General features: G+C 44.1%; 19 protein-coding genes, 1 pseudogene and 1 other annotated feature. Of the genes and pseudogenes, 6 read left to right on the plus strand and 14 right to left on the minus strand.

The annotated features are described in order from the left end of the window. Nucleotides 1–36: 36 nt before the first annotated feature. Together dsbC and xerD are read right to left on the minus strand one after the other, a co-directional pair. Entirely contained in the window at nucleotides 37–825 is a 789-nt protein-coding gene (gene dsbC / locus R7Q11_RS17285; protein ID WP_005381786.1) for a bifunctional protein-disulfide isomerase/oxidoreductase DsbC, read from the minus strand. Nucleotides 826–884: 59 nt separating this feature from the next. Beyond that, the gene (xerD, locus tag R7Q11_RS17290; RefSeq protein ID WP_005381788.1) at nucleotides 885–1,802 is read right to left on the minus strand and encodes a site-specific tyrosine recombinase XerD; all 918 of its coding nucleotides are present in this window, start codon (nucleotides 1,800–1,802) and stop codon (nucleotides 885–887) included. Nucleotides 1,803–1,959: 157 nt separating this feature from the next. Between xerD and fldB the strand changes: the two genes are divergently transcribed. Next, complete coding sequence (gene fldB, locus R7Q11_RS17295) at nucleotides 1,960–2,478, plus strand: flavodoxin FldB (protein WP_005381790.1); 519 nt, start codon at nucleotides 1,960–1,962, stop codon at nucleotides 2,476–2,478. Nucleotides 2,479–2,550: 72 nt separating this feature from the next. Here the strand turns inward: fldB and brnQ are convergent, their stop codons facing one another. Further along, the gene (gene brnQ, locus R7Q11_RS17300) at nucleotides 2,551–3,861 is read right to left on the minus strand and encodes a branched-chain amino acid transport system II carrier protein (RefSeq protein ID WP_005382851.1); all 1,311 of its coding nucleotides are present in this window, start codon (nucleotides 3,859–3,861) and stop codon (nucleotides 2,551–2,553) included. Between the two features lie 330 nt (nucleotides 3,862–4,191). Between brnQ and R7Q11_RS17305 the strand changes: the two genes are divergently transcribed. Then, nucleotides 4,192–4,911, plus strand: a complete 720-nt coding sequence (locus R7Q11_RS17305) for a tRNA1(Val) (adenine(37)-N6)-methyltransferase (RefSeq protein WP_206970473.1) — start codon at nucleotides 4,192–4,194, stop codon at nucleotides 4,909–4,911. A gap of 107 nt (nucleotides 4,912–5,018) precedes the next feature. Beyond that, nucleotides 5,019–6,242: an ATP-dependent RNA helicase SrmB gene (gene srmB / locus R7Q11_RS17310; RefSeq protein WP_005381797.1), complete on the plus strand. Its 1,224-nt coding sequence runs from the start codon at nucleotides 5,019–5,021 to the stop codon at nucleotides 6,240–6,242. Between the two features lie 109 nt (nucleotides 6,243–6,351). On the opposite strand, the gene yaaA is transcribed toward srmB, so the two are convergent. Both yaaA and R7Q11_RS17320 read right to left on the minus strand, forming a co-directional pair. After that, nucleotides 6,352–7,128, minus strand: coding sequence for a peroxide stress protein YaaA (gene yaaA / locus R7Q11_RS17315; protein ID WP_225466619.1), 777 nt, complete (start codon nucleotides 7,126–7,128; stop codon nucleotides 6,352–6,354). A 110-nt stretch (nucleotides 7,129–7,238) separates the two neighbouring features. Continuing rightward, a complete protein-coding gene (locus R7Q11_RS17320) occupies nucleotides 7,239–8,672 on the minus strand; it encodes an alanine/glycine:cation symporter family protein (protein WP_225466620.1) in 1,434 nt (477 codons plus the stop codon). Between the two features lie 721 nt (nucleotides 8,673–9,393). Here R7Q11_RS17320 and R7Q11_RS17325 point away from each other — a divergent pair. Then, nucleotides 9,394–9,579, plus strand: coding sequence for a DUF3545 family protein (locus R7Q11_RS17325; protein WP_005381805.1), 186 nt, complete (start codon nucleotides 9,394–9,396; stop codon nucleotides 9,577–9,579). Nucleotides 9,580–9,815: 236 nt separating this feature from the next. Here R7Q11_RS17325 and R7Q11_RS17330 read toward each other — a convergent pair whose 3' ends face one another. From R7Q11_RS17330 to nfo, 3 genes and pseudogenes are all read right to left on the minus strand, one after another. After that, nucleotides 9,816–10,367 (minus strand): hemerythrin domain-containing protein, encoded by a 552-nt coding sequence (locus tag R7Q11_RS17330; protein ID WP_005381807.1) that lies wholly within the window; start codon nucleotides 10,365–10,367, stop codon nucleotides 9,816–9,818. Nucleotides 10,368–10,480: 113 nt separating this feature from the next. Beyond that, a complete protein-coding gene (gene ung / locus R7Q11_RS17335; protein WP_149192034.1) occupies nucleotides 10,481–11,161 on the minus strand; it encodes a uracil-DNA glycosylase in 681 nt (226 codons plus the stop codon). 289 nt (nucleotides 11,162–11,450) lie between these two features. Further along, nucleotides 11,451–12,335, minus strand: a pseudogene (nfo, locus tag R7Q11_RS17340) (deoxyribonuclease IV). A gap of 326 nt (nucleotides 12,336–12,661) precedes the next feature. Here nfo and grcA point away from each other — a divergent pair. After that, the gene (gene grcA / locus R7Q11_RS17345) at nucleotides 12,662–13,039 is read left to right on the plus strand and encodes an autonomous glycyl radical cofactor GrcA (RefSeq protein WP_005381814.1); all 378 of its coding nucleotides are present in this window, start codon (nucleotides 12,662–12,664) and stop codon (nucleotides 13,037–13,039) included. A gap of 111 nt (nucleotides 13,040–13,150) precedes the next feature. Here grcA and R7Q11_RS17350 read toward each other — a convergent pair whose 3' ends face one another. The 5 genes from R7Q11_RS17350 to thrL all read right to left on the minus strand — a co-directional run bounded on the left by R7Q11_RS17350 (nucleotide 13,151) and on the right by thrL (nucleotide 18,850). Then, on the minus strand, nucleotides 13,151–13,810 hold the full coding sequence (locus R7Q11_RS17350) for an NADPH-dependent FMN reductase (protein ID WP_053350217.1): 660 nt from the start codon (nucleotides 13,808–13,810) through the stop codon (nucleotides 13,151–13,153). A gap of 140 nt (nucleotides 13,811–13,950) precedes the next feature. Next, nucleotides 13,951–15,231, minus strand: a complete 1,281-nt coding sequence (gene thrC / locus R7Q11_RS17355; RefSeq protein ID WP_005381818.1) for a threonine synthase — start codon at nucleotides 15,229–15,231, stop codon at nucleotides 13,951–13,953. Further along, nucleotides 15,228–16,184, minus strand: coding sequence for a homoserine kinase (thrB, locus tag R7Q11_RS17360; RefSeq protein ID WP_017635074.1), 957 nt, complete (start codon nucleotides 16,182–16,184; stop codon nucleotides 15,228–15,230). The genes thrC and thrB overlap by 4 nt, the downstream gene beginning before the upstream one ends. 20 nt (nucleotides 16,185–16,204) lie before the next feature. Beyond that, nucleotides 16,205–18,664, minus strand: coding sequence for a bifunctional aspartate kinase/homoserine dehydrogenase I (gene thrA / locus R7Q11_RS17365; RefSeq protein ID WP_017821509.1), 2,460 nt, complete (start codon nucleotides 18,662–18,664; stop codon nucleotides 16,205–16,207). Between the two features lie 53 nt (nucleotides 18,665–18,717). Further along, nucleotides 18,718–18,837, minus strand: a sequence feature (Thr leader region). After that, complete coding sequence (gene thrL / locus R7Q11_RS17370; protein ID WP_074192076.1) at nucleotides 18,773–18,850, minus strand: thr operon leader peptide; 78 nt, start codon at nucleotides 18,848–18,850, stop codon at nucleotides 18,773–18,775. It overlaps the preceding feature by 65 nt. Before the next feature lie 423 nt (nucleotides 18,851–19,273). Here thrL and R7Q11_RS17375 point away from each other — a divergent pair, with 423 nt between their 5' ends. Then, on the plus strand, nucleotides 19,274–19,744 hold the full coding sequence (locus tag R7Q11_RS17375) for a hypothetical protein (RefSeq protein ID WP_017821468.1): 471 nt from the start codon (nucleotides 19,274–19,276) through the stop codon (nucleotides 19,742–19,744). On the opposite strand, the gene R7Q11_RS17380 is transcribed toward R7Q11_RS17375, so the two are convergent. Next, a complete protein-coding gene (locus tag R7Q11_RS17380) occupies nucleotides 19,741–20,223 on the minus strand; it encodes a putative 4-hydroxy-4-methyl-2-oxoglutarate aldolase (RefSeq protein ID WP_005381822.1) in 483 nt (160 codons plus the stop codon). The two genes, R7Q11_RS17375 and R7Q11_RS17380, sit on opposite strands and share 4 nt — an antisense overlap. Between the last annotated feature and the right edge of the window lie 26 nt (nucleotides 20,224–20,249).

Genomic DNA, 20,249 nt, shown 5'->3' on the forward strand with positions numbered 1-20,249 from the left:
AGAGCCGACAACTTTGCCGACTCTGCTCCTAATGGATTATAGTTGCTTTAAACGTTTCAATAGCTCTGCAGGTGGTAGGTAGCCACCAACCATTTCGCCATTCGGTAAGAAGATTGCTGGCGTACCAGAAATACCCAATTGGCGACCTAGATTGTAATGCGCCTGGATGGTTTCTTTACACTGTTTCAGGTCTTTCGCAGGGTTATCAAATGTACGATTCACTTTCGCGTTGTGCATTGCCGACGCCGGATCTTCAGCACACCAAATCGTTGCCATTTGTTCTGCCACAGGGCCAGTTGCACCTTGGCGAGGGTAAGCCATGTAACGCACTGTAATACCTAGATCATTATAGCCTTGCATTTGGCTATGCAGACGCACACAGTAACCACATGTGATATCGGTGAATACGGTCACAACGTACTTTTCATCGTCGGCTTTGTATTCGATCATGCTATCGGAGAACTGCGCAATTTTCTCGGCGTTAAGCGGCGCTTGACGCTCTGCTATGACATCTTTGTAACTGCCATCATCATTAATGGCATAAAGCGTACCGGCGATAAAATGGCTACCATCATTTGAAGCAAACAGGATCCCGCCATTGGTTTGAATTTCCAATAAGCCAGCGACGTCTGATGGTTGAATATCAACGATAGATAAACCAAGCTTTGAGAACTTAGTTTTTAATGCTGCTTCATCAAAGCCGCTTTGTGCAGCTGGCGCCACTTGTTGCGCAGGAGTCTCCGTTTGAGCCTGACTTTCTTCTGCACCACAAGCGGTAACAAAAAATGGTAAAGTCAGCAGAGTTAGTCGGCGTAATACGCTCATGAAATTCACCTTAATGTAAAATCGTTTTTCCAAGAGGACATGGATGAATCTAACCATTGTTATGCTCTTGGGTGGTGTTGACTGTGGATCTGCTTCAATCGTTCAGTCGCCACGTGAGTATAAATTTGCGTGGTCGATAAGTCACTATGTCCTAAAAGCATCTGTACGACCCTGAGATCTGCGCCATAGTTCAATAAATGCGTGGCAAAGGCATGACGCAGTACGTGCGGCGACAGCTGATCAGTATCAATCCCTGCTATCAAAGCATAGTACTTAATACGGTGCCAAAACGTCTGACGAGTCATTTGTCTTGCGCGTTTACTAGGAAAAACAATATCAGATGATGTATCACCAAGTAACGCAGGACGCCCTTGTTGAATGAACGTCTCGATCCAATCGACCGCGTTTTCCCCCATAGGAACTAGGCGTTCTTTACCACCTTTACCAGTCACGCGCACCACCCCTTGGCGCAAGCTAACATTTTCCATGGTCAAACTGACGAGCTCTGTCACACGCAACCCTGTCGCGTAGAGTAGCTCTAGCATCGCTTTATCGCGCAATTCTATAGGGTCGTTCGGGTCTGGCGCCTCGAGCAACGCGTCCACTTGCTCTTCACTAATATCTTTGGGTAAACGTTGTGGCAGTTTAGGACTAACCAAGAGCGCACTCGGGTCATCAGCGCGCACCTTCTCACGATGCAGGTATTGGAATAAACGGCGAATCGCCGACAACATACGCGCACGAGACGTCTGTTTGTAATCTAAATCTACAAGGTGGCTTTGATATTCTTGCAAGCCAGACAAACTGATAAAATCAAGACGGTATCGATGTTTTTCCATCCACACGAGCAACTTCATTAAATCGTTTCGGTAGGAAGCCAACGTGTTCTCTGATAGGCCACGCTCCATCCACATCGCATCTAAGAATTGCTCAACAAGCGAAAAATCTTGTTGATTGACAGGCTGTTGTGCCGTCATGAATGCTTCCTTATCTGTTTATATTTACAGTATTTAGATTAAAGCACCTGCCAATCCAATACCATAAAAAATCATCCCACATAGGATATTCGCTGCAATCTTCCTCAATTTATGGTTAGAATCTTCCACAACAGCAACACAAATAACGACGAATATAATGAAAATCGGACTCTTTTACGGCTCAACGACCTGCTACACCGAAATGGCAGCAGAGAAAATTCGTACCCTTATTGGTGAAGACCTTGTCGACATTCACAATGTGAAAGAGACACCGTTATCACTAATGGCGGACTACGACTTATTACTCCTTGGCATCTCAACTTGGGATTTTGGTGAAATTCAAGAAGATTGGAACGCGATTTGGCAAGACATCGCGACCACACCACTGAAAGGCAAAGTTGTAGCGCTGTTTGGTCTGGGTGACCAAGAAGGTTACGGAGAGTGGTATTTAGATGCGATGGGCTTACTTCACGATGAATTGCAAGCCACAGGCGCAACCTTTATCGGTTACTGGCCAAATGAAGGCTACGAATTTGAAGCATCGAAAGCATTGATCGAAGATGGCAGCAAGTTTGTTGGACTTGCGTTAGATGAAGACTCACAGTACGAACTGAGTGATGAACGCATCGAAAAATGGTGTGAACAAGTTCTTGTGGAATTCCACGACACGCTTTAATAGCGCAAACACGTCATCATTAAAAAGTAAAAAGCCCGATGAAGTAATTCATCGGGCTTTTTATTATCTTGATTACGCGGTTTCTTGTGCTAGCTCTGGGCGAGGTTTCGCGATGAAGAACATGCACACGATAGCCGCAAATGTTGGAAGCACCCAACCCATGCCGACTTCGAATAGTGGCAACATGTTAAACGCAGAAACATCAATACCCGATACTTTTGCCGCATCAACTAACGCAAACAGCAGAGATACAAGCAGTACCGCACGGTAAGCAAAGCGTGGATTCGGCAGTTTACTGCGCACAAATGTTAGTGCAACCAACGCAATCGCCACAGGGTACAGCGCAAACAATACTGGCACTGACAGAGAAATCAGCTGTGCAAGACCAACGTTTGCAACCAATGCACAAACAGAACCATTAATCAGTACCCATTGCTTGTATGACAGTGGTGTTTTCGAGCTGAAGAAATCTGAACACGCAGAAATCAAGCCAATCGCGGTTGTCAGACACGCTAGCAATACGATGACAGACAGAACGATTTGACCGTATGGACCAAACAACGCTTGAACGTATTGGCTAAGCACTAGGCCACCATTATCAGCACCAGCAGCAACCGTTGCACTCGTCGCACCTAAGTAAAATAGTGAGATGTAAACAAACGCAAGACCAGCAGCAGCAATACAACCTGCATAGATCAGATATTTAGTAGTTGCAGAGCGCTCAGTAATGCCTTTACCGCGCAGTGCATCAACCATCAGCATACCAAACATCAATGACGCGAACGTATCCATTGTGTTGTAGCCTTCTAAGAAGCCTTTGGTCAGAGGCTGCGTTAGGTATTCACCGTGCGCGCCAATCATATCGCCCTGAGGATCAAGGAAGACAGCGACAGCAAGAATGATCAAACCAACGAACAATGCTGGTGTCAGTACTTTACCGATAAGATCGATCAAACGGCCTTGGAACCATGAGAACATCATCGCCGCAATAAAGAAGATCACTGAAAATGCAGTGAGATGCGTTTGTGACGCTTCAAGGAAGAAAGGTTTCACCGCCATCTCGTAAGCCACTAGGCCAGTACGAGGCGCAGCAAACGCAGGACCGATGATGATGAAGATCAACGCAGCCATAATAACCGCTGCTTTTTTCGGAAGATCTTGCGTTAAGTGATCCCAAGAACCACCAGCAACAGCAATAGCAACGATAGTAATAAGAGGTAGACCTACCGCTGTCAGCAAGAAACCAAACATAGCTGGCATTAAGTTTTCACCCGCTAACTGACCCGCTAGAGGTGGAAAGATAATATTGCCCGCACCTAAAAAGAACGCAAATAGCATAAAGCCTACTGCGATAATATCTGTTAGTTTTAACGTCTGCTTCACAGATAACCCTTGTCTTTTAATTAATGAATGTTGTGTATGCTTAGACCACTTTTTGTATACCTAAAGTCAATAAGTACACGTGGTTCAATCTATAAAATTTTCGCCGCATAATGACGAAAGACTCATCATTTGGCAACCTTTAAGAAAAAAACACCATATTAATTTAGTTTTCAAACTTAAAAGCAGTGGATATAACCAGATCCAAATAACAGACCAGTTCTTTATCTCGATCAATTAACAATACAATTTAATAACCAACAAAACAACAATCTATACAATTAATAAACAATAGAGTAATCCACTTAATTATTGAGCAAATATAAAACAATCATGAAGAACAAAAAACTGAAAACTAAAGGTTTCAATTTTAAGCAATTTTGTATTGAGGGCGGCGAGAGTGGTATGCCAGTCAGCACAGATGGGGTAATGCTTGGTGCTTGGATTCAAAGCCCTAACGACGCTAAAATTCTCGATATTGGCACTGGCACTGGCCTGCTTGCCCTGATGTGTGCTCAACGCTTTACGGAAGCTCAAATAACCGCGGTCGATATCGAATTAACAGCCGTTGCTGCCGCGCAAAAAAATATGGTCCAGTCTCCTTGGTCAGATCGTGTAAGTGTGCATCACACCGACATACTGCACTTTACGCCGACACATTCATTCCAACGCATCATTTGTAACCCGCCCTACTTCAACAGCGGCGAGCAATCGAAACACAGTCAACGTGCAACCGCGAGGCACACTGATACGCTAGGCCATAACGCATTGCTACAGCGTTGCTATCATTTGCTTGATGACGAAGGGAGAGCTAGTTTTGTGTTGCCAATCACCGAAGGCGAGCAGTTCATTGAGCTAGCATTAAACCAAGGTTGGTATCTATCGAGGATCTGTCGTGTGCAACCATCAGAAAAGAAACCAGTACACCGACTGTTATTTGAACTGTCAAAACGACCTTGCGATTTGCAGACGTCACATTTAATTATCCGTTCAAATGACGGCTATAGTGATGATTTCATCCAGTTAACCCGCGAGTTTTATCTTAAGATGTGAAATAACATGTGATCCTTATCACCAATCACTTTATAATGTGCGACCTTTTTGTATTCTATGCTGTTGTGGCGAACCATTAACCAAGCTTTGCTTGTGGAGAACTCATTGTGATCAGAACCTTTGCTGAACTTGATCTAGACCAAAACCTACTTGAAGCCATTGAAGAGATGGGTTACGAACGCCCAACAAAAATTCAGGCAGAAGCGATTCCACAAGCGTTGGACGGTCGTGACATTCTAGCGTCAGCGCCAACAGGAACTGGTAAAACGGCCGCCTTCGTCCTGCCAGCATTGCAATACTTGCAAGACTTCCCTCGTCGTAAGCCTGGGCCTGCGCGTATTTTGATCCTAACGCCTACTCGCGAACTGGCGATGCAAATTGCCGATCAAGCACGTGCTTTGGCAAAAAATACCAAACTCAACATTTTCACCATCACTGGTGGTGTTCAGTACCAAGAGCACGCCGACATCCTTGCAACAACGCAAGACATTGTGGTTGCGACACCTGGCCGTTTAAAAGAATACATTGATGCAGAGCGTTTTGATTGTCGTGCAATCGAATGGTTAATCCTTGATGAAGCAGACCGTATGCTAGATATGGGTTTTGCTCCTACTGTCGATCGCCTGTCTAACGAATGTCGCTGGCGTAAGCAAACCCTTCTGTTTTCAGCAACGTTAGAAGGGAAAGGCGTAGAAGGCTTTACCGCTGATCTGTTGAATGACCCAGCAGAGATCGACGCAAAATCACCGCTGCGTGAGCGTAAGAAAATTGCTCAGTGGTACCACCGTGCTGATGATGCTGAACACAAACTAGAATTACTAAAACACATTATTACTCAGCAAGCTGAGCGCACTATCGTCTTTTTAAAGACTCGTGAGCGTTTGGCTGAGCTACGAGCGCAGCTTGAAAGTGCACAGATTCCATGTTCTTGGATTCAAGGTGAAATGCCGCAAGATCGTCGTAACAATGCGATTTCTCGCTTCCGCGATGGAACTGTGAACGTTCTGCTCGCGACGGACGTTGCTGCGCGTGGTATCGATCTTCCGGATGTATCACACGTTATCAACTACGACATGCCGCGCACGGCTGATGTTTACCTTCACCGTATCGGCCGTACGGCTCGCGCGGGTAAAAAAGGTAACGCTATCTCAATCGTAGAAGCACACGACCAACCAATGATGGATCGCGTTGCGCGCTACGTGAAAGAAGACATCAAAGAGCGTTTCGTGAAAGAGATGCGTCCTAAACACAAAAAGCCTGTGTTTAAGAAGAAAAAGAAAAAAGACGACAAGAAAAAAGTAGCGAAAAAGAAAACCGCTAAGAAGAAGTAACCTTGTTGGGGCCAAGTAGCTCAAGCTAAAAAATAACAAAGGGTTGGCAATGCCAACCCTTTTTCGTTTGTGCTGATAGAGATTAACGTAGACTACGTCTCAATCAGCTTTATTTTTGCTCTTCGCGTTTAAATACTAACTCTGTTGGCGTCGATTCATCTTCCACAAAGTAGTAACCCGCCGTATCAAACTTAGTCAGGTCTGCCACGCTCTCAACACGGCTTTCAATGATGTAACGCGCCATCATACCGCGCGCTTTCTTCGCGTAAAAACTGATGACCTTGTATTGACCATTCTTACAATCTTTGAATACTGGCGTGATCACTTGCGCATCTAAATTCTTTGGCTTAACCGCTTTAAAGTATTCATTTGATGCAAGGTTGATAAGGACATTATCGCCTTGAGCAGAAATCGCTTCGTTAAGCTTGTCTGTAATAACATTGCCCCAAAACTGGTACAAGTTCGTACCCTTGTCGTTTGCAAGCTTGGTACCCATTTCAAGGCGGTATGGCTGCATCAAATCAAGTGGTTTTAGTAAACCATAAAGACCCGATAGCATACGCAGATGATCTTGAGCATATTCGAAGTCCGCTTCAGATAAACTTTCGGCGTCTAGCCCTGTGTAAACGTCACCTTTAAATGCAAGAATGGCTTGTCGTGAGTTTTCCGTGGTAAACGTTTCACTCCACTCTTGGAATCGGCCCACATTTAAATCGGCAATCTTGTCGCTCACTTTCATTAAAGAGGCAACATCAGCAGGAGTCAGTTTGCGGCAAACATCGATAAGCTCTTTTGAGTATTCGACCAACTCAGGTTGAGTAAATTTTTCTGTCGCTAACGGAGACTCGTAATCAAGAGTCTTCGCTGGAGAAACTACGATAAGCATGACTTTCCCTTCTCTAATTTTGTTTTTAATAGGGTACAAAAAAAGCCATGCATTGTCTGCATGGCTTTTTACATCGTACTAATAGCTTTCAACTATGAGTGATAGCTCACTTAGTCTTTTTTATCGTTGTACCAAATGCCTTCTTCAAGCTGAGATTTCAGCTCTGGGAAGTCATTCGCATCAAATGTTGGCACTTTGCCTTCACCAAGCTGGCGATTGTAATCTTTGGCCAGTTTAATCACGATGCCAGATAGCAAGATGATCGCCACCAAGTTGACTATCGCCATCAGACCCATAGAGACGTCAGCAAGCGACCATACGACTGGTAACGAAGCTAGTGCACCAAACATCACCATACCAAGAACAATAACGCGGAAAATGCTTAAGCCCGCTTTGTGATTGTGCTCTAGGAAGATTAAGTTCGTTTCAGCGTACGAGTAGTTTGCAATGATTGAAGTAAACGCAAAGAAGAAGATTGCCACAGCAACAAAGATGCCGCCCCAATCGCCAACTTGTGAGCTCAATGCTCGCTGAGTTAGCTCGATACCAGTCACTTCTGTTGCTTGACCGACATACTCACCAGACATCAGGATGATAGCCACTGTTGCAGAACAGATAACGATCGTATCCATGAACACGCCTAGCATCTGTACGTAACCTTGAGACGCTGGGTGTGGTGGGTAAGGTGTTGCTGAAGCTGCCGCGTTAGGTGCAGAACCCATACCTGCTTCATTCGAGAATAGACCGCGCTTAATACCGTTAATCATTGCCTGTGCAATTGCGTAGCCAAGACCACCTGCTGCTGCTTCTTGCAGACCAAATGCACTCTTAAAGATAAGCATCAATACATCAGGTAATTTCTCTAGGTTAGAGAACATGATGAACAGCGCTAGGGCTAGATAAAGTAGTGCCATGATCGGAACGATCATCTCAGCAACTCTTGCGATACGCTTGATGCCACCGAAAATAACAATTGCAGACAGTAAAACAACGGCAATACCGACATACAGGTTATTCCAACCAAATGCGTTGCTCATTGCATTGGCAATTGAGTTAGCTTGTACGGCGTTGAATACCAAACCAAAAGCGATGATTAGGAAAACTGAGAACAACACGCCCATCCAACGCATGCCCAAGCCTTTTTCCATGTAGTAGGCAGGGCCACCACGGTAGTTGCCATCATCATCTTTGGTTTTGTATAGCTGCGCCAGTGTGCTCTCAGCAAACGATGTTGCCATACCAAGCATTGCAATCAGCCACATCCAGAAGATCGCACCAGGACCACCCGCAGTCAATGCAACTGCAACGCCCGCCATGTTACCTGTACCAACACGTGCAGCAAGACTAGTACAAAGCGCTTGGAAAGAGGAAATACCAGCTTTGTCTGCTTTACGGCTGTTCTTAAGAACAGAGAACATGTGGCCGAAATGGCGGAACTGAATGAACCCTAATCGAGCGGTGAAGTAAATACCAACACCAACAAGAAGATAAACCAGAATCGAGCCCCAGAGGAGATCGTTCATCAAATTGATTAAGTCTGTCATGTGTACCTCAAAGTGAGTTGCGCCAGTCTATGCGTCCTAGCCATCCACCAAATTGCCTGCTAAGTGTCAAAGTGTGCTTAGCTTTTTAAGTAATGTTTATGGGCAATCTAGAATCGTAAACGTCGCTTCATGCATCCATTTTACGTACCAGCGTATTTTTTGACGGGCGGATAATGCAACCTAGGAGCGCAAAAATCAATATGCAACAATAATAATATAATTGTTATTTTTCACTATAAAGTCACCAAAAAATAACATAAATAGAAGACTTAACACTCAAACTGCGCAACATTTCAATTACCAAACACCAACATAAATAATTATTCTTCATTAAATGGAATGGCAAACCGTATAAACAAGAACAAGCTAGTATTCACAAGGTGTTACATAAATTTACGCTAGTGACTTACTATCTAATTGAACACTATTTCATCAAACTGATTTTATGCAACTTTAACCTTTGCGCAGTGCACCCATTCATCAAATCGAATTAACATAGAAAATCTCTCTATTTAATCGTTTTCTTGAGATCGTTTGTGCATTTTTTATCCACATCGTTGCAATAAAAAGTGTGATTTTGAGAATATTTTTGCACGAAAATGTCATGCTACCGACACAAATGCGAAATATATCATGGTTATTCTCACGGCTATTGTGGTACTTAAAAAACTCCACAAGGACTGGTTACAACAGTTTAGCTTAAGAAAGGTAAAGGTGGCTTATGGAAGGCTTTCAACTAGATGACATTTTTAATCTGGATACTACCTCAACAACCAAATCTCGTGCCAAACCAGTAAAGCGAAAGTGGCGTGAAATAGAAGAGATGAACGACAGACGCAATTTGCTTAAAGAGCTGCGCGAACTTGATGTCTGTACCGATTATAACTTGGAAGACATTAAACTCTAATTCAAACAAAAGGCACCTTACAGGTGCCTTTTGTTTTTTGTTTACAGTGACCGTAAACACCGTGAGTTTATGTACCAAGGTTTAAGTATGAATACCATTATTACTCAATGAGAATCTTCCGTACTTTTTGCCGAGAAATATGCACACTAAATTTTCGGTTGATTCCCAATAAATAAGAAATGTATCTCACAAACCCGAGAGACGGCTTTCGCTCGCTCAGGTTTCATCACTCAGGCTTAAACATACTCAGTATCACTTTGACGAACACGTTCGGCCAACTGCTTATAACGATCAGCAATCGTGTCACCAAATACAGGGTCATCCTCACTGACGCTCCATAAGCTCTCGACATGCTGCCAATCTTCTGTGGTAAATAACTCTTCAATGAGAGGCAAAATTTTTCGCTCTTCTAGCTCCAAGTGGTGCCTTTGCGATTCTATGAAATCTTCTAGGTGAGCGACAAACATGTCTTGTGGCACAACAGCATCCTGAAGGATCATCTCTATCACGGATGAAAACTCTCTGGTTTTACTCGCTAACTCTAGATGTTCTTTCTCTAAATTTTCCATGGTTTGTTGCTTACCATAGTGTTCAAGAAAGTGGTGATAGAGGATATCTTCTTTCGGGTGGTGTACTTTCTCCGAATGATTAGAGAGGTAATCAACAATCTCGCTTACTAACGCATAGTTGATTACACGTTCTTTTTTTATCTCATTAAGCTTATGGCGCAGTATCGCCAACAGACGAACCATATAACCATGTTCGCGTCGAATTCTTTCGATCATCATAGCGTCTCTCCTTAACACCTACTTTTAGTAAGTGTACATGAGAAATTTACTATCAGCCTCGAGCGTGCTCAAAAAAACAGCGATCATAGCATCCATGATCGCTGTCTCTTCATTTATACCGTTAATGGCAAATGCCAGTTAATTGGTGCTTTTTCTTGTGATGTAAGCAACTGGTTTGCTTGAGAGAAATGCTTACAACCGAAAAAGCCTCGATGTGCCGATAACGGCGATGGATGCGGTGCTGCCAAGACATGGTGTTTATTGCGATCGATAAAACGACCTTTCTTCTGTGCATGTGAACCCCACAGCAGGAACACTACACCTTCTTGATGCTGATTAATGGCTTCAATCACTCGATCAGTAAACGTTTCCCAACCTGTCTTTGAATGTGAATGCGCTTTACCTTGCTCCACCGTTAATACCGTATTGAGTAACAATACGCCTTGTTCAGCCCAGCTTTGCAAAAAACCATGTTGAGGGATTTGGAAACCTTCAATATCTTGCGCCAGCTCTTTATACATATTAACCAGTGACGGTGGCGTTTTAATGCCAGGAAGTACAGAGAAACACAGGCCATGCGCCTGATTTGGGCCGTGGTATGGGTCTTGTCCTAGAATCACGACCTTAACGTCTTTGAACTCGGTAAAACGAAACGCGTTAAAGACATCTTTTGTGGGAGGAAAAATAGCTTTGCCTGCGGCGCGTTCGGCTTCAACAAAATTCAAGGTGTCTACAAAGTAGCTCTGCTTTTTCTCTTCGCCGATCACATCGTGCCAAGTGGGTGACTGATTCATGGAAAGTTCCTGTCCTAAATTTTGCTTCTATTCTAACGAGCGAAACTCAAACAAACAAAAACTTACCACGAACTTGAGACAAGCAATAAAAGACTAATGCTTCTGTGGCGTTCGAAAATGCCCCTGTCCGGTAATGTGACGATTAGGAATCGGTAAGCGAAGCACGCGACGAGTGTAAGCATAAGGAGTAAAAGAGAGTGGTCGAGACATGTTGGCATCCTTCTTTGCTAATTCAGAGATTGATGTTCAATGACTAAGAAAGAAAGGTGCCAACTTTGTGGTTACGCCATTAACTGTCAATGGCCGCTAAATGGAATTGACGCAACGTGTTGATCTCTTGCTGCCAAATATCTGGATCAATTGTTTCTAAAATCAGAGGGATACCATCAAAACGAGGGTCTTTCGCGATGTACTCAAAGCAATCCCACCCGATCTCTCCTTTACCAAGAGAATGGTGGCGATCTACTTTGCTGGCAAACTCTACTTTTGAATCATTTAGATGCATTGCTCTTAAATAGTGCATACCTACTATACGGTCGAACTCTGCAAAGATGCGCTTGCAATCTTCTTTTGTACGTAAGTCATAACCAGCCGTAAAGGTATGGCAGGTATCAATACAAACGCCGACACGATCTTTATCTTCCACTTGCTCGATGATTTCAGCAAGGTGCTCAAACTTCCAGCCTAAGTTAGTGCCTTGACCTGCCGTATTCTCGATAACAGCGATCACATTCGGCACCGCTTTATGCGCAAGATTGATCGACTCGGCGATCGTCGCGAGGCACTCCTGTTCAGAGACTTTCTTTAAGTGACTACCCGGATGGAAGTTAAGCAAAGTCAGCCCCAACTGATTACAACGCTCCATTTCATCAATAAATGCCGCGCGGGATTTATTCAGCTTTTCTTCTTCCGGCGCACCCAAGTTAATCAGATAAGAATCATGGGGAAGAATATGTTCTGCTCCGAAACCCAGCATTTTACAGTTCGCTTTAAACGCACTGATGGTTTTTGCTTCTAAAGGCTTCGCCACCCACTAGCGTTGGTTTTTTGTAAATAGTGCGAATGCATTCGCGCCAATTTCACGAGCTCTCAACGGAGCTTGATCGACCCCACCAGCAGCAGAGACATGTGCACCAATGAGTTTATTCCCAAGCTTGTTTTTCATGTTTGTCATTTAATCACTTTAGACTTTCAGTATTGCTACCTAAATACAGATAGTTGCGTTAACCAGTTTAAACTTCAATCTCAATTTGTAGTAAATTTACAACAAAACCAGTTATTAAATATTTTTTATATTATCAAATAAATTGTAATTAGTTTGTTTTCAAAGGTTTTATTGATTTAACTCAATAAAATTACCTTAATAAAAATAATGTTTTTGGTTGTTTATTGACTTAAATCAATATTAAAATAGTGGATATTAGCTATATAATACTCAGCTCAACGAAAATTCGAAAATTAACACCAATAATCACCACGTAAGTGGTCTAGGAGATAGTGATGATCCAAGGTATCCAAATTACAAAAGCGGCAAACGACGACCTACTAAACTCTATCTGGCTATTAGATAGCGAAAAAAATGAAGCTCGTTGTGTTGCTGCAACTGCTGGCTACGAAGCAGACCAAGTTATCGCAATCAGCGACCTAGGTGAATACGAAAGCCGTGAAGTTGCAATCGAAACTGCTCCTCGTATCGAAGGCGGCCAACACCTAAACGTGAACGTGCTTAAACGCGAAACACTAGAAGATGCAGTTGCACACCCAGAGAAATACCCACAACTAACTATTCGTGTTTCTGGTTACGCAGTACGTTTTAACTCGCTAACTCCAGAGCAACAACGTGATGTAATCGCTCGTACTTTTACTGAGACTCTATAATCTCTCAGTAAACTAGCTCGCTAGAATTTAAAAAGCTTGGTCTGCAATGACCAAGCTTTTTTTGTTTCAGAATCCTTCTAAACCCTTTCTATAATGGAAAGCAACTCGCCTCTAAGGTGCATTTCTTTGCGAAGGATCTTTCTGAAACGCTTGCGCTAAAGAGGTTGGATCACGCCTATCTCTTTGCAGTGACGCCCCTTCTGCCCACCAAATCAATTGATGCATAGTGCGATTCATATAGTTGTCCCACTGCGTCTGCTCCGACTCATCCTCAGCAACGCCCTGTTCATCAAACACTTCTTGCGCTTTCGGAATGTGGATCATCGCAGAGACAGGTAGACATCCAAGTTCAGATAAGAAGGTACGCATAGAAACGGCAGCTCTAACACCACCCCATTGTCCGGCAGAATAGGTCACGATAGCACTCGGCTTGTAAGAAAACAGCGAACTGCCGAAATGGTTAAGCGTGTTCGCCAGAGCAGGACTCATCGAATGGTTATATTCCGGGCTAACCATCACATACCCATCCGCATGTTTGATTTTGTCTGCCAGCTCACTTAGGTTCTGCGGAACTTTAGAGCGGTGATAAGCAAACTCGGGCTTAAACACATCACCAAAGTCGTAATTCAAAGGGTCGATGATTTCGACCGTATGTTGCGAATGTTGACTCGCGATGAGTTTTTCACACGCTTTACTGACTCGCATTCCTAAACGGGCTGGTCGTGGTGGCGTGCTGTCTCTCACTGAGCCAAGAAAAATCAAAAAATGCATGCTTCTCTTTCCATCTCATTTAGTTAAGTTCGTTTCTCAATCATAAAGAGAGTCAAAACTTACCGACAATAAAAAAGGTGAATGATTACTCATTCACCTCTCGTTATTTCTGTTTTTTGATACTTACTATACTTTGAAGCTTACTGCACGCGGCGCAGTACTTGTTTCAATGCGTCAAAGTCTGCGTCGAGCTCTTCCGATAGCAGCTCCATCGCAGCGTGCTTCGCTAGTGGCGCAGGAAGCTCGATATCGGATTCTAGAATATCATCCACGACTTCTTTGAACTTCGCAGGGTGAGCAGTACATAGGAACAGACCGGTTTCACCGTCTTGCAATTGTTCTTCAAGCACTCGGTAAGCAATCGCACCATGCGGTTCGCATAGGTAGCCTAGAGCATGTAAATCTTTCACTGACTGTGCGCTTTGCTCATCAGATACTGCGCCTTTACCTAACGTCTCCAAGCCCCACTCTTTCACGCGGCACAGCTCTTCAATACGAGGCCAGTTGTTTGGTTGGCTCACGTCCATCGCGTTCGATGTTGTTGCGACTGTTGGTTTTGGCTCCCACTTACCTGTTTCTAGGTAGCGAGGAACAGTGTCATTGGCATTAGTTGCCGCGATAAAGCGTTTGATAGGCAAGCCCAGCGCTTTTGCCAGTAGACCAGCAGTTAGGTTACCAAAGTTACCACTTGGTACTGATACCACTAGGTTTTCACGCTCTTGCTTGCTCATTTGCGCAGCTGCTTCAAAGTAGTAACAGATTTGCGCCATCAAACGGCTGATGTTGATTGAGTTTGCAGAGTTCAGACCGATCTCTTCACGCAGTGCTGAATCATCAAAAGCTTGCTTAACCAGTGCCTGACACGCATCGAAGTCGCCATCGATCGCGACAGTGTGAATGTTTTTACCAAGCGTACAGAATAACTTCTCTTGCAGTGGGCTGATTTTTCCTTTCGGGTAAAGAATCACAACATTGATGTCTTCCATACCGTAGAAAGCATGCGCAACGGCTGCGCCAGTATCGCCAGACGTTGCCGTCAGAATGGTGATCTTGCCGCCGTCCGAAACCGCAGCAAGAGATTGCGCCATAAAGCGACCACCAAAGTCTTTAAACGCAAGCGTTGGACCATGGAACAGTTCCAGTGCATAAACACCGTCTTTTACTTGGTTGATAGGCGCAGGGAATTGAAACGCAGCATCAACAAGGGCATTCACTTGCTCCTCTGTAAGTTCATCTCCAATTAACGCCGATAGAATCTTAGTGCTACGAGAGACAAAGTCTTCTGCAAGCAGCGCATCGATATCTTCAAATTTTGGTAATTCCGATGGAAAAAATAGACCTTGGTTACGGCCTAACCCTTGGCGAACGGCTTGGCCAAAGGAAACTTGTTCATCATTTTCTTTTATATTGTAAAGCTTCATAGCTCACTTCCTGTTACTTTCGAACCCTGCTTATCTAGACGACAAACGTGGACGAATCCTTCTTCGTTTTGTACGTAGTTTTGTTCTAACCAGCGAGCAACTCGCTCAGCGACATCTTTCTCTTTGCAAATACTGAACAGTGTCGGACCACTGCCAGAAATACCGGTTGCCAATGCACCCGCAGACGCTGCGTATTGACGTGCATTCGCAAAACCTGGAAGCAGTTTCTCACGATACGGTTCTGCGATCACGTCTTTGATCATTTTTGCAGCAAGTTCTGGCTGACCAGAATGACACGCATGAATAAAGCCCGCAAGGTGGCGACCATGAGCAATGATATCTTGTCGGCGGTATTGAGATGGTAGGATCTCACGCGCTTCCGCCGTTGATACCTTGATACCCGGATACGCCATCACCCAGTACCAATCATCAAAGCAAGGTACTTCTTGACTGATGATACCCAACTCTTCAAGCATCAGTTGCACACCACCAAGGTAACATGGCGCAACGTTGTCGTAGTGAATACCACCAGAGATCTTGCCTTCCATCTCTCCCATCAGCGCTAGTAATTCTGTCTCGTTAAGTGGCTGTCCATGGAATCGGTTCAATGCATCTAATGCAGCAACGATAGAACATGCACTTGAGCCTAAACCAGAGCCAATTGGCATGTTCTTTTCTAGCGTCATCTCAAGTGGTTTTAGCTCAACGCCTTTTTTGTCTAACTCACGAGCAAACACAAGCCAACAGTCGTAGACGATGTTCTCTTTTGGTTCAGTTGGCAATTTCTCAACAAAATCACCCGCCGTTTTAAGGCTGAACGGGTCAGCCCCAGATTTCACCAATACACGGTCACCCAATAGTGTGCCATCCACTGGAGACACGGCAGCCCCCAGCACATCAAAGCCAACGCTTACATTACCAATTGATGCTGGGGCATAAACCACTACATCCATATCACTTGAACTCATTATTGTTATACCCCTAGTTTCCAACCTAAAGTACGCATCACGTCAGAAAATACACCCGCAGCCGTTACTTCGGTGCCTGCACCATAGCCACGTAACACTAGTGGGATTGGCTGATAGTAACGGCTGTAAAATGCCAGTGCGTTTTCACCGTCCTTGATTTTATACATTGGATCGTTTTCATCCACCGCAGCGATGCTTACTGTGCACTTGCCCTCATTAATCTCACCAACGTAGCGCAGTACTTTGCCTTCTTCCGCTGCCTTTGCAGATAATTCTTTAAAGTAGGCGTCTGCTTCAGGTAAACGCGCCATAAATTCATCAACGCTACCAGAATCATCAAAACCTGGTGGCAGTGCTTGATCAACCACAACGTCTTCTAGTTCTAGAGACATGCCTGCTTCACGAGCTAGGATCAGAAGCTTACGCGCGACATCCATACCAGAAAGGTCATCACGAGGATCCGGTTCAGTAAAACCATTTTCTTTTGCGATATTAGTTGCTTCACTTAGGCTCATACCTTCATCTAACTTACCGAAGATGTATGACAGAGAGCCAGAAAGAATACCGCTGAAGCGCTCTAGCTCATCACCCGCTGAGATTAGGTTTTGCAGGTTTTCGATTACCGGTAGACCCGCCCCCACAGTTGTTTCGTACATCAGCTTGCGACGAGAGCTGCGCGCAACATCGCGAAGCTGATGGTAGTAAGCCATGCTTGCTGTATTTGCTTTTTTATTTGGTGTAACGACATGGAAACCAGCAGCTAGGAAATCAGCGTATTGATTCGCAATATCTTCACTTGATGTACAGTCAACCAATACTGGGTTGATGATGTGGTTACGTTGAACCAAAGAAATCAAACGCGCTAGGCTGAACTCTTCTGTCGCTGCCGACATACGATCACGCCAATGATCGAGTGGCAGACCTTCACTATCAAGCAGAAGACCTTTGCTGTTTGCCAAGCCACACACGCGAATAACGATGCCTTTTTCCGCAAGCTTCGCCTGTTGACGCTCGATCTGATCCACCAGCTCACCACCAACGCCACCAATACCAACCACGAATACGTCTAAGAAGTGCTTAGAGTTGAATAGGTTTTCGTGACACGCTTTGATCGCTTCAGAGATTTTATCTTCAGGAATCACGGCTGAGATAGCACGCTCAGATGAGCCCTGTGCGATGGCTACAATGTTTACGTTCACTTCAGCAAGAGATGAGAAGAAGCGAGATGCAACACCGCGCGATGTACGCATGCCGTCACCAACCAACGTTATGATTGAAACATTATCAATAAACTCGACCGGCTCTAATAAGCTATCTTTCAGTTCCAACTCAAACGCATCGGCCAGTACTTGTTGCGCTTTTGCTTTATCTTCTGCCTCAATACAGAAGCTAATGCTGTACTCAGAAGAAGACTGAGTAATAAGAACAATAGACACACCAGCGGAAGACATTGCGCCAAATACGCGGCTTGCCATGCCAACCATACCCTTCATACCTGGGCCGGAGACGTTAACCATAGTTAGGTCGTTTAGCGTCGTGATACCTTTGATCGCCAGATTGTCTTCACCAGTGTCTTGCCCAATCAAAGTTCCTGCACCTTGTGGGTTAAAGCTGTTTTTGATCAGACATGGGATGTGGAACTGTGCGATTGGGGCGATGGTTTTCGGGTGCAGAACGGAAGCACCGAAGTAAGAAAGCTCCATCGCTTCTTGATAGCTAAGAGATTTAAGTAGGCGAGCATCTTCGACTAAGCGAGGGTCACAGTTGTACACACCATCTACGTCTGTCCAGATCTCACAGCAATCTGCGCGCAGACACGCCGCAAGAACCGCCGCCGAATAATCAGAGCCATTGCGACCAAGTGTTACCAATTCACCTTTCTCGTTACCTGCGGTAAAGCCAGGCATGATGTTCACATGACCTTGAGGAAGAGGATTCTGGCGGAAGTTCTGAGTCGAAACTTCAACATCGACCATGGCTTCAAGGTGATCACCTTTTGCGTATAGGTATTCAACTGGGTCGATAAGATGTGCAGGCTGGCCTTTGGCTTCTAACACCGCTTTCATCAATTGAATCGAAACGCGTTCGCCTTTGCTAATAATACGTGCATTAACATTGTTTGGGCACATGCCAAGAAGATTGATGCCATGAACGAATTGGCGTAATTGAGAGAGAGAAGTTTTCACTTGGTTATCGAAAGCTGAACCATCGATATTGGGTAGTACTGCTTGGACTTGAGTGAAGAGCGTTTTAAACGACTCCTCCAACTCTTTGATTTGTAGTTCTGCTTCACCATTGCGCAATGCGCCTTCAATGACCGCAACCAATTTGTTTGTTGTTTTACCAGGAGCGGAAAGAACAACCGCCACTTCTTCTTGTTGAGCGTTATTGGCAATAATGTCTGCCGCTCTCAAAAAGCGATCTGCATCAGCTAGTGATGATCCGCCAAACTTCAATACTCGCATCCCTTCCTCCGGTATATCTTCTTAAATTTGTCTAAATTCTGGATAAAAAAGCATAAAAAAAGGCCTGTATCTTGTTGGATACAGGCCTTTTTTGTGAATTTCTTTCGCTCAGCAGCCTGCCCCAACATGTGTCGTGTCGGTAATAATAATGGTCGTGGTCATTACTACTAGGCTGTTAGATGGCATAAATAAATATTCAACGTTAATTGTGTTTGCTTAACTCTACGTTTACCGAGTTTCTGATACATAGTCAACAAAAAATTGTTTGTTTTTCCATCTTTCAGAGAATTCTGCTAAGCAATGTCATTGATATTTATAGTTAATTACACATTATTGATCATTTAAAAATCTACAGTTAGTTTTTGTAAAGGACTTAACCATCATCACCAGTTCGGTTTTTTATCTAATAACTAGTCTGATCTTTGCCATAAAACGTACGATCAAATAATTCGAGAGGGTTGTGACACATAACAACAACTTAACTGTGACTTATGTTCATAGGATCGAATTATTTAGAAAATAGGTGAGCTAGCTTTCATATTCTATGCTTTAATAGTGAGAAGCTTTGGGCGCATACTAATAAAAAAGTTGACACAAGGAGTGGTGAACATGAAAAGAGGGCTTTTTCTGTTGCTGTTTTTTGTGCCTGGTGTTTGTCTAGCAAACGAGCTTCCGCCGCTTCCAGGTAAAATATCCCCTTCTCCTCATAAACTATTCATTTCCAGCGACAGTTATCAGTCTGACAGTTTTGATGTTTGGAATATCGATACGGGTTACGCTTACGAACTTTTTGATTCGGTAGACGTTTATGTCGGTGCGCGAGTCAATAACTCTCCTACCAAAAATCAAAGTGGTTTTTTGAGTGGGATCAGCTATCACTTTAATGATCGTGTCACGCTGAAAAGTACAGTTCGCTCTTACAAGAATGAAACAGCGGAAGGTATTCGCCAAGACGACAGTAGCCTCGCGGCTGAAGTATCAAGTCGCGTAAAAATTACCGATAAACTGGATCTTCACGCGACTCTTGATTACCAAGATTGGCAACAAGGCTTTGAGGTTGGTTTAGGCTTTCGTTTTTAGAAGTCCAGCTTTTGCTTAGAAATCAACACACCGTTCCAGTCCGCGTAAACGTAGTGCTTAGGTTGAACGATTTGGTTTTGCATCGTTAAGGTTACGTTTACCTCTCCTATCCCGCGTTTCTCTGTTTTAAACGGGTTAGTTCCAAGAGCTTGAACGCCAATGTCCATTTGAGATATTTGTGCTACGTCGCGTATTGCACCATAGACAATGATACCTTCCCACCCATTTTCTATTCCGAGTATCGCTAATTGATCGCCGAGTAATGCTCTCTGACACGATCCATGTCCGTCAACAATCAATACTTTACCCGTTCCATCTTCGCCCAGTACTTCACGCACTTTCGAGTTATCGTGATAGCAGCGCACCGTAACGATTTCACCGTAAAAAGCGCTACGTTGACCAAAGTTCTGCAATGGTAAAGTAAGCAAGCTCACTTGGTCTTCAAATTGGTCACAAATATCGGGTGTAATGTCTCTCATATTTCCTCCGTGAATTTTCTCACCCA

The organism is Vibrio sp. 970 (genome assembly GCF_033339075.1).

Bases quoted from the DNA above. Each gene is read 5' to 3' on its own strand.
- thrB (WP_017635074.1), bottom strand. From the start codon at position 16,184: ATGGATGTAGTGGTTTATGCCCCAGCATCAATTGGTAATGTAAGCGTT.
- R7Q11_RS17305 (WP_206970473.1), top strand. From the start codon at position 4,192: ATGAAGAACAAAAAACTGAAAACTAAAGGTTTCAATTTTAAGCAATTT.
- thrL (WP_074192076.1), bottom strand. From the start codon at position 18,850: ATGCCATCTAACAGCCTAGTAGTAATGACCACGACCATTATTATTACC.
- dsbC (WP_005381786.1), bottom strand. From the start codon at position 825: ATGAGCGTATTACGCCGACTAACTCTGCTGACTTTACCATTTTTTGTT.
- xerD (WP_005381788.1), bottom strand. From the start codon at position 1,802: ATGACGGCACAACAGCCTGTCAATCAACAAGATTTTTCGCTTGTTGAG.
- fldB (WP_005381790.1), top strand. From the start codon at position 1,960: ATGAAAATCGGACTCTTTTACGGCTCAACGACCTGCTACACCGAAATG.
- thrA (WP_017821509.1), bottom strand. From the start codon at position 18,664: ATGCGAGTATTGAAGTTTGGCGGATCATCACTAGCTGATGCAGATCGC.
- R7Q11_RS17330 (WP_005381807.1), bottom strand. From the start codon at position 10,367: ATGATGATCGAAAGAATTCGACGCGAACATGGTTATATGGTTCGTCTG.
- R7Q11_RS17380 (WP_005381822.1), bottom strand. From the start codon at position 20,223: ATGAGAGACATTACACCCGATATTTGTGACCAATTTGAAGACCAAGTG.
- yaaA (WP_225466619.1), bottom strand. From the start codon at position 7,128: ATGCTTATCGTAGTTTCTCCAGCGAAGACTCTTGATTACGAGTCTCCG.
- R7Q11_RS17375 (WP_017821468.1), top strand. From the start codon at position 19,274: ATGAAAAGAGGGCTTTTTCTGTTGCTGTTTTTTGTGCCTGGTGTTTGT.
- grcA (WP_005381814.1), top strand. From the start codon at position 12,662: ATGATCCAAGGTATCCAAATTACAAAAGCGGCAAACGACGACCTACTA.
- thrC (WP_005381818.1), bottom strand. From the start codon at position 15,231: ATGAAGCTTTACAATATAAAAGAAAATGATGAACAAGTTTCCTTTGGC.
- ung (WP_149192034.1), bottom strand. From the start codon at position 11,161: ATGAATCAGTCACCCACTTGGCACGATGTGATCGGCGAAGAGAAAAAG.
- R7Q11_RS17325 (WP_005381805.1), top strand. From the start codon at position 9,394: ATGGAAGGCTTTCAACTAGATGACATTTTTAATCTGGATACTACCTCA.
- R7Q11_RS17320 (WP_225466620.1), bottom strand. From the start codon at position 8,672: ATGACAGACTTAATCAATTTGATGAACGATCTCCTCTGGGGCTCGATT.
- R7Q11_RS17350 (WP_053350217.1), bottom strand. From the start codon at position 13,810: ATGCATTTTTTGATTTTTCTTGGCTCAGTGAGAGACAGCACGCCACCA.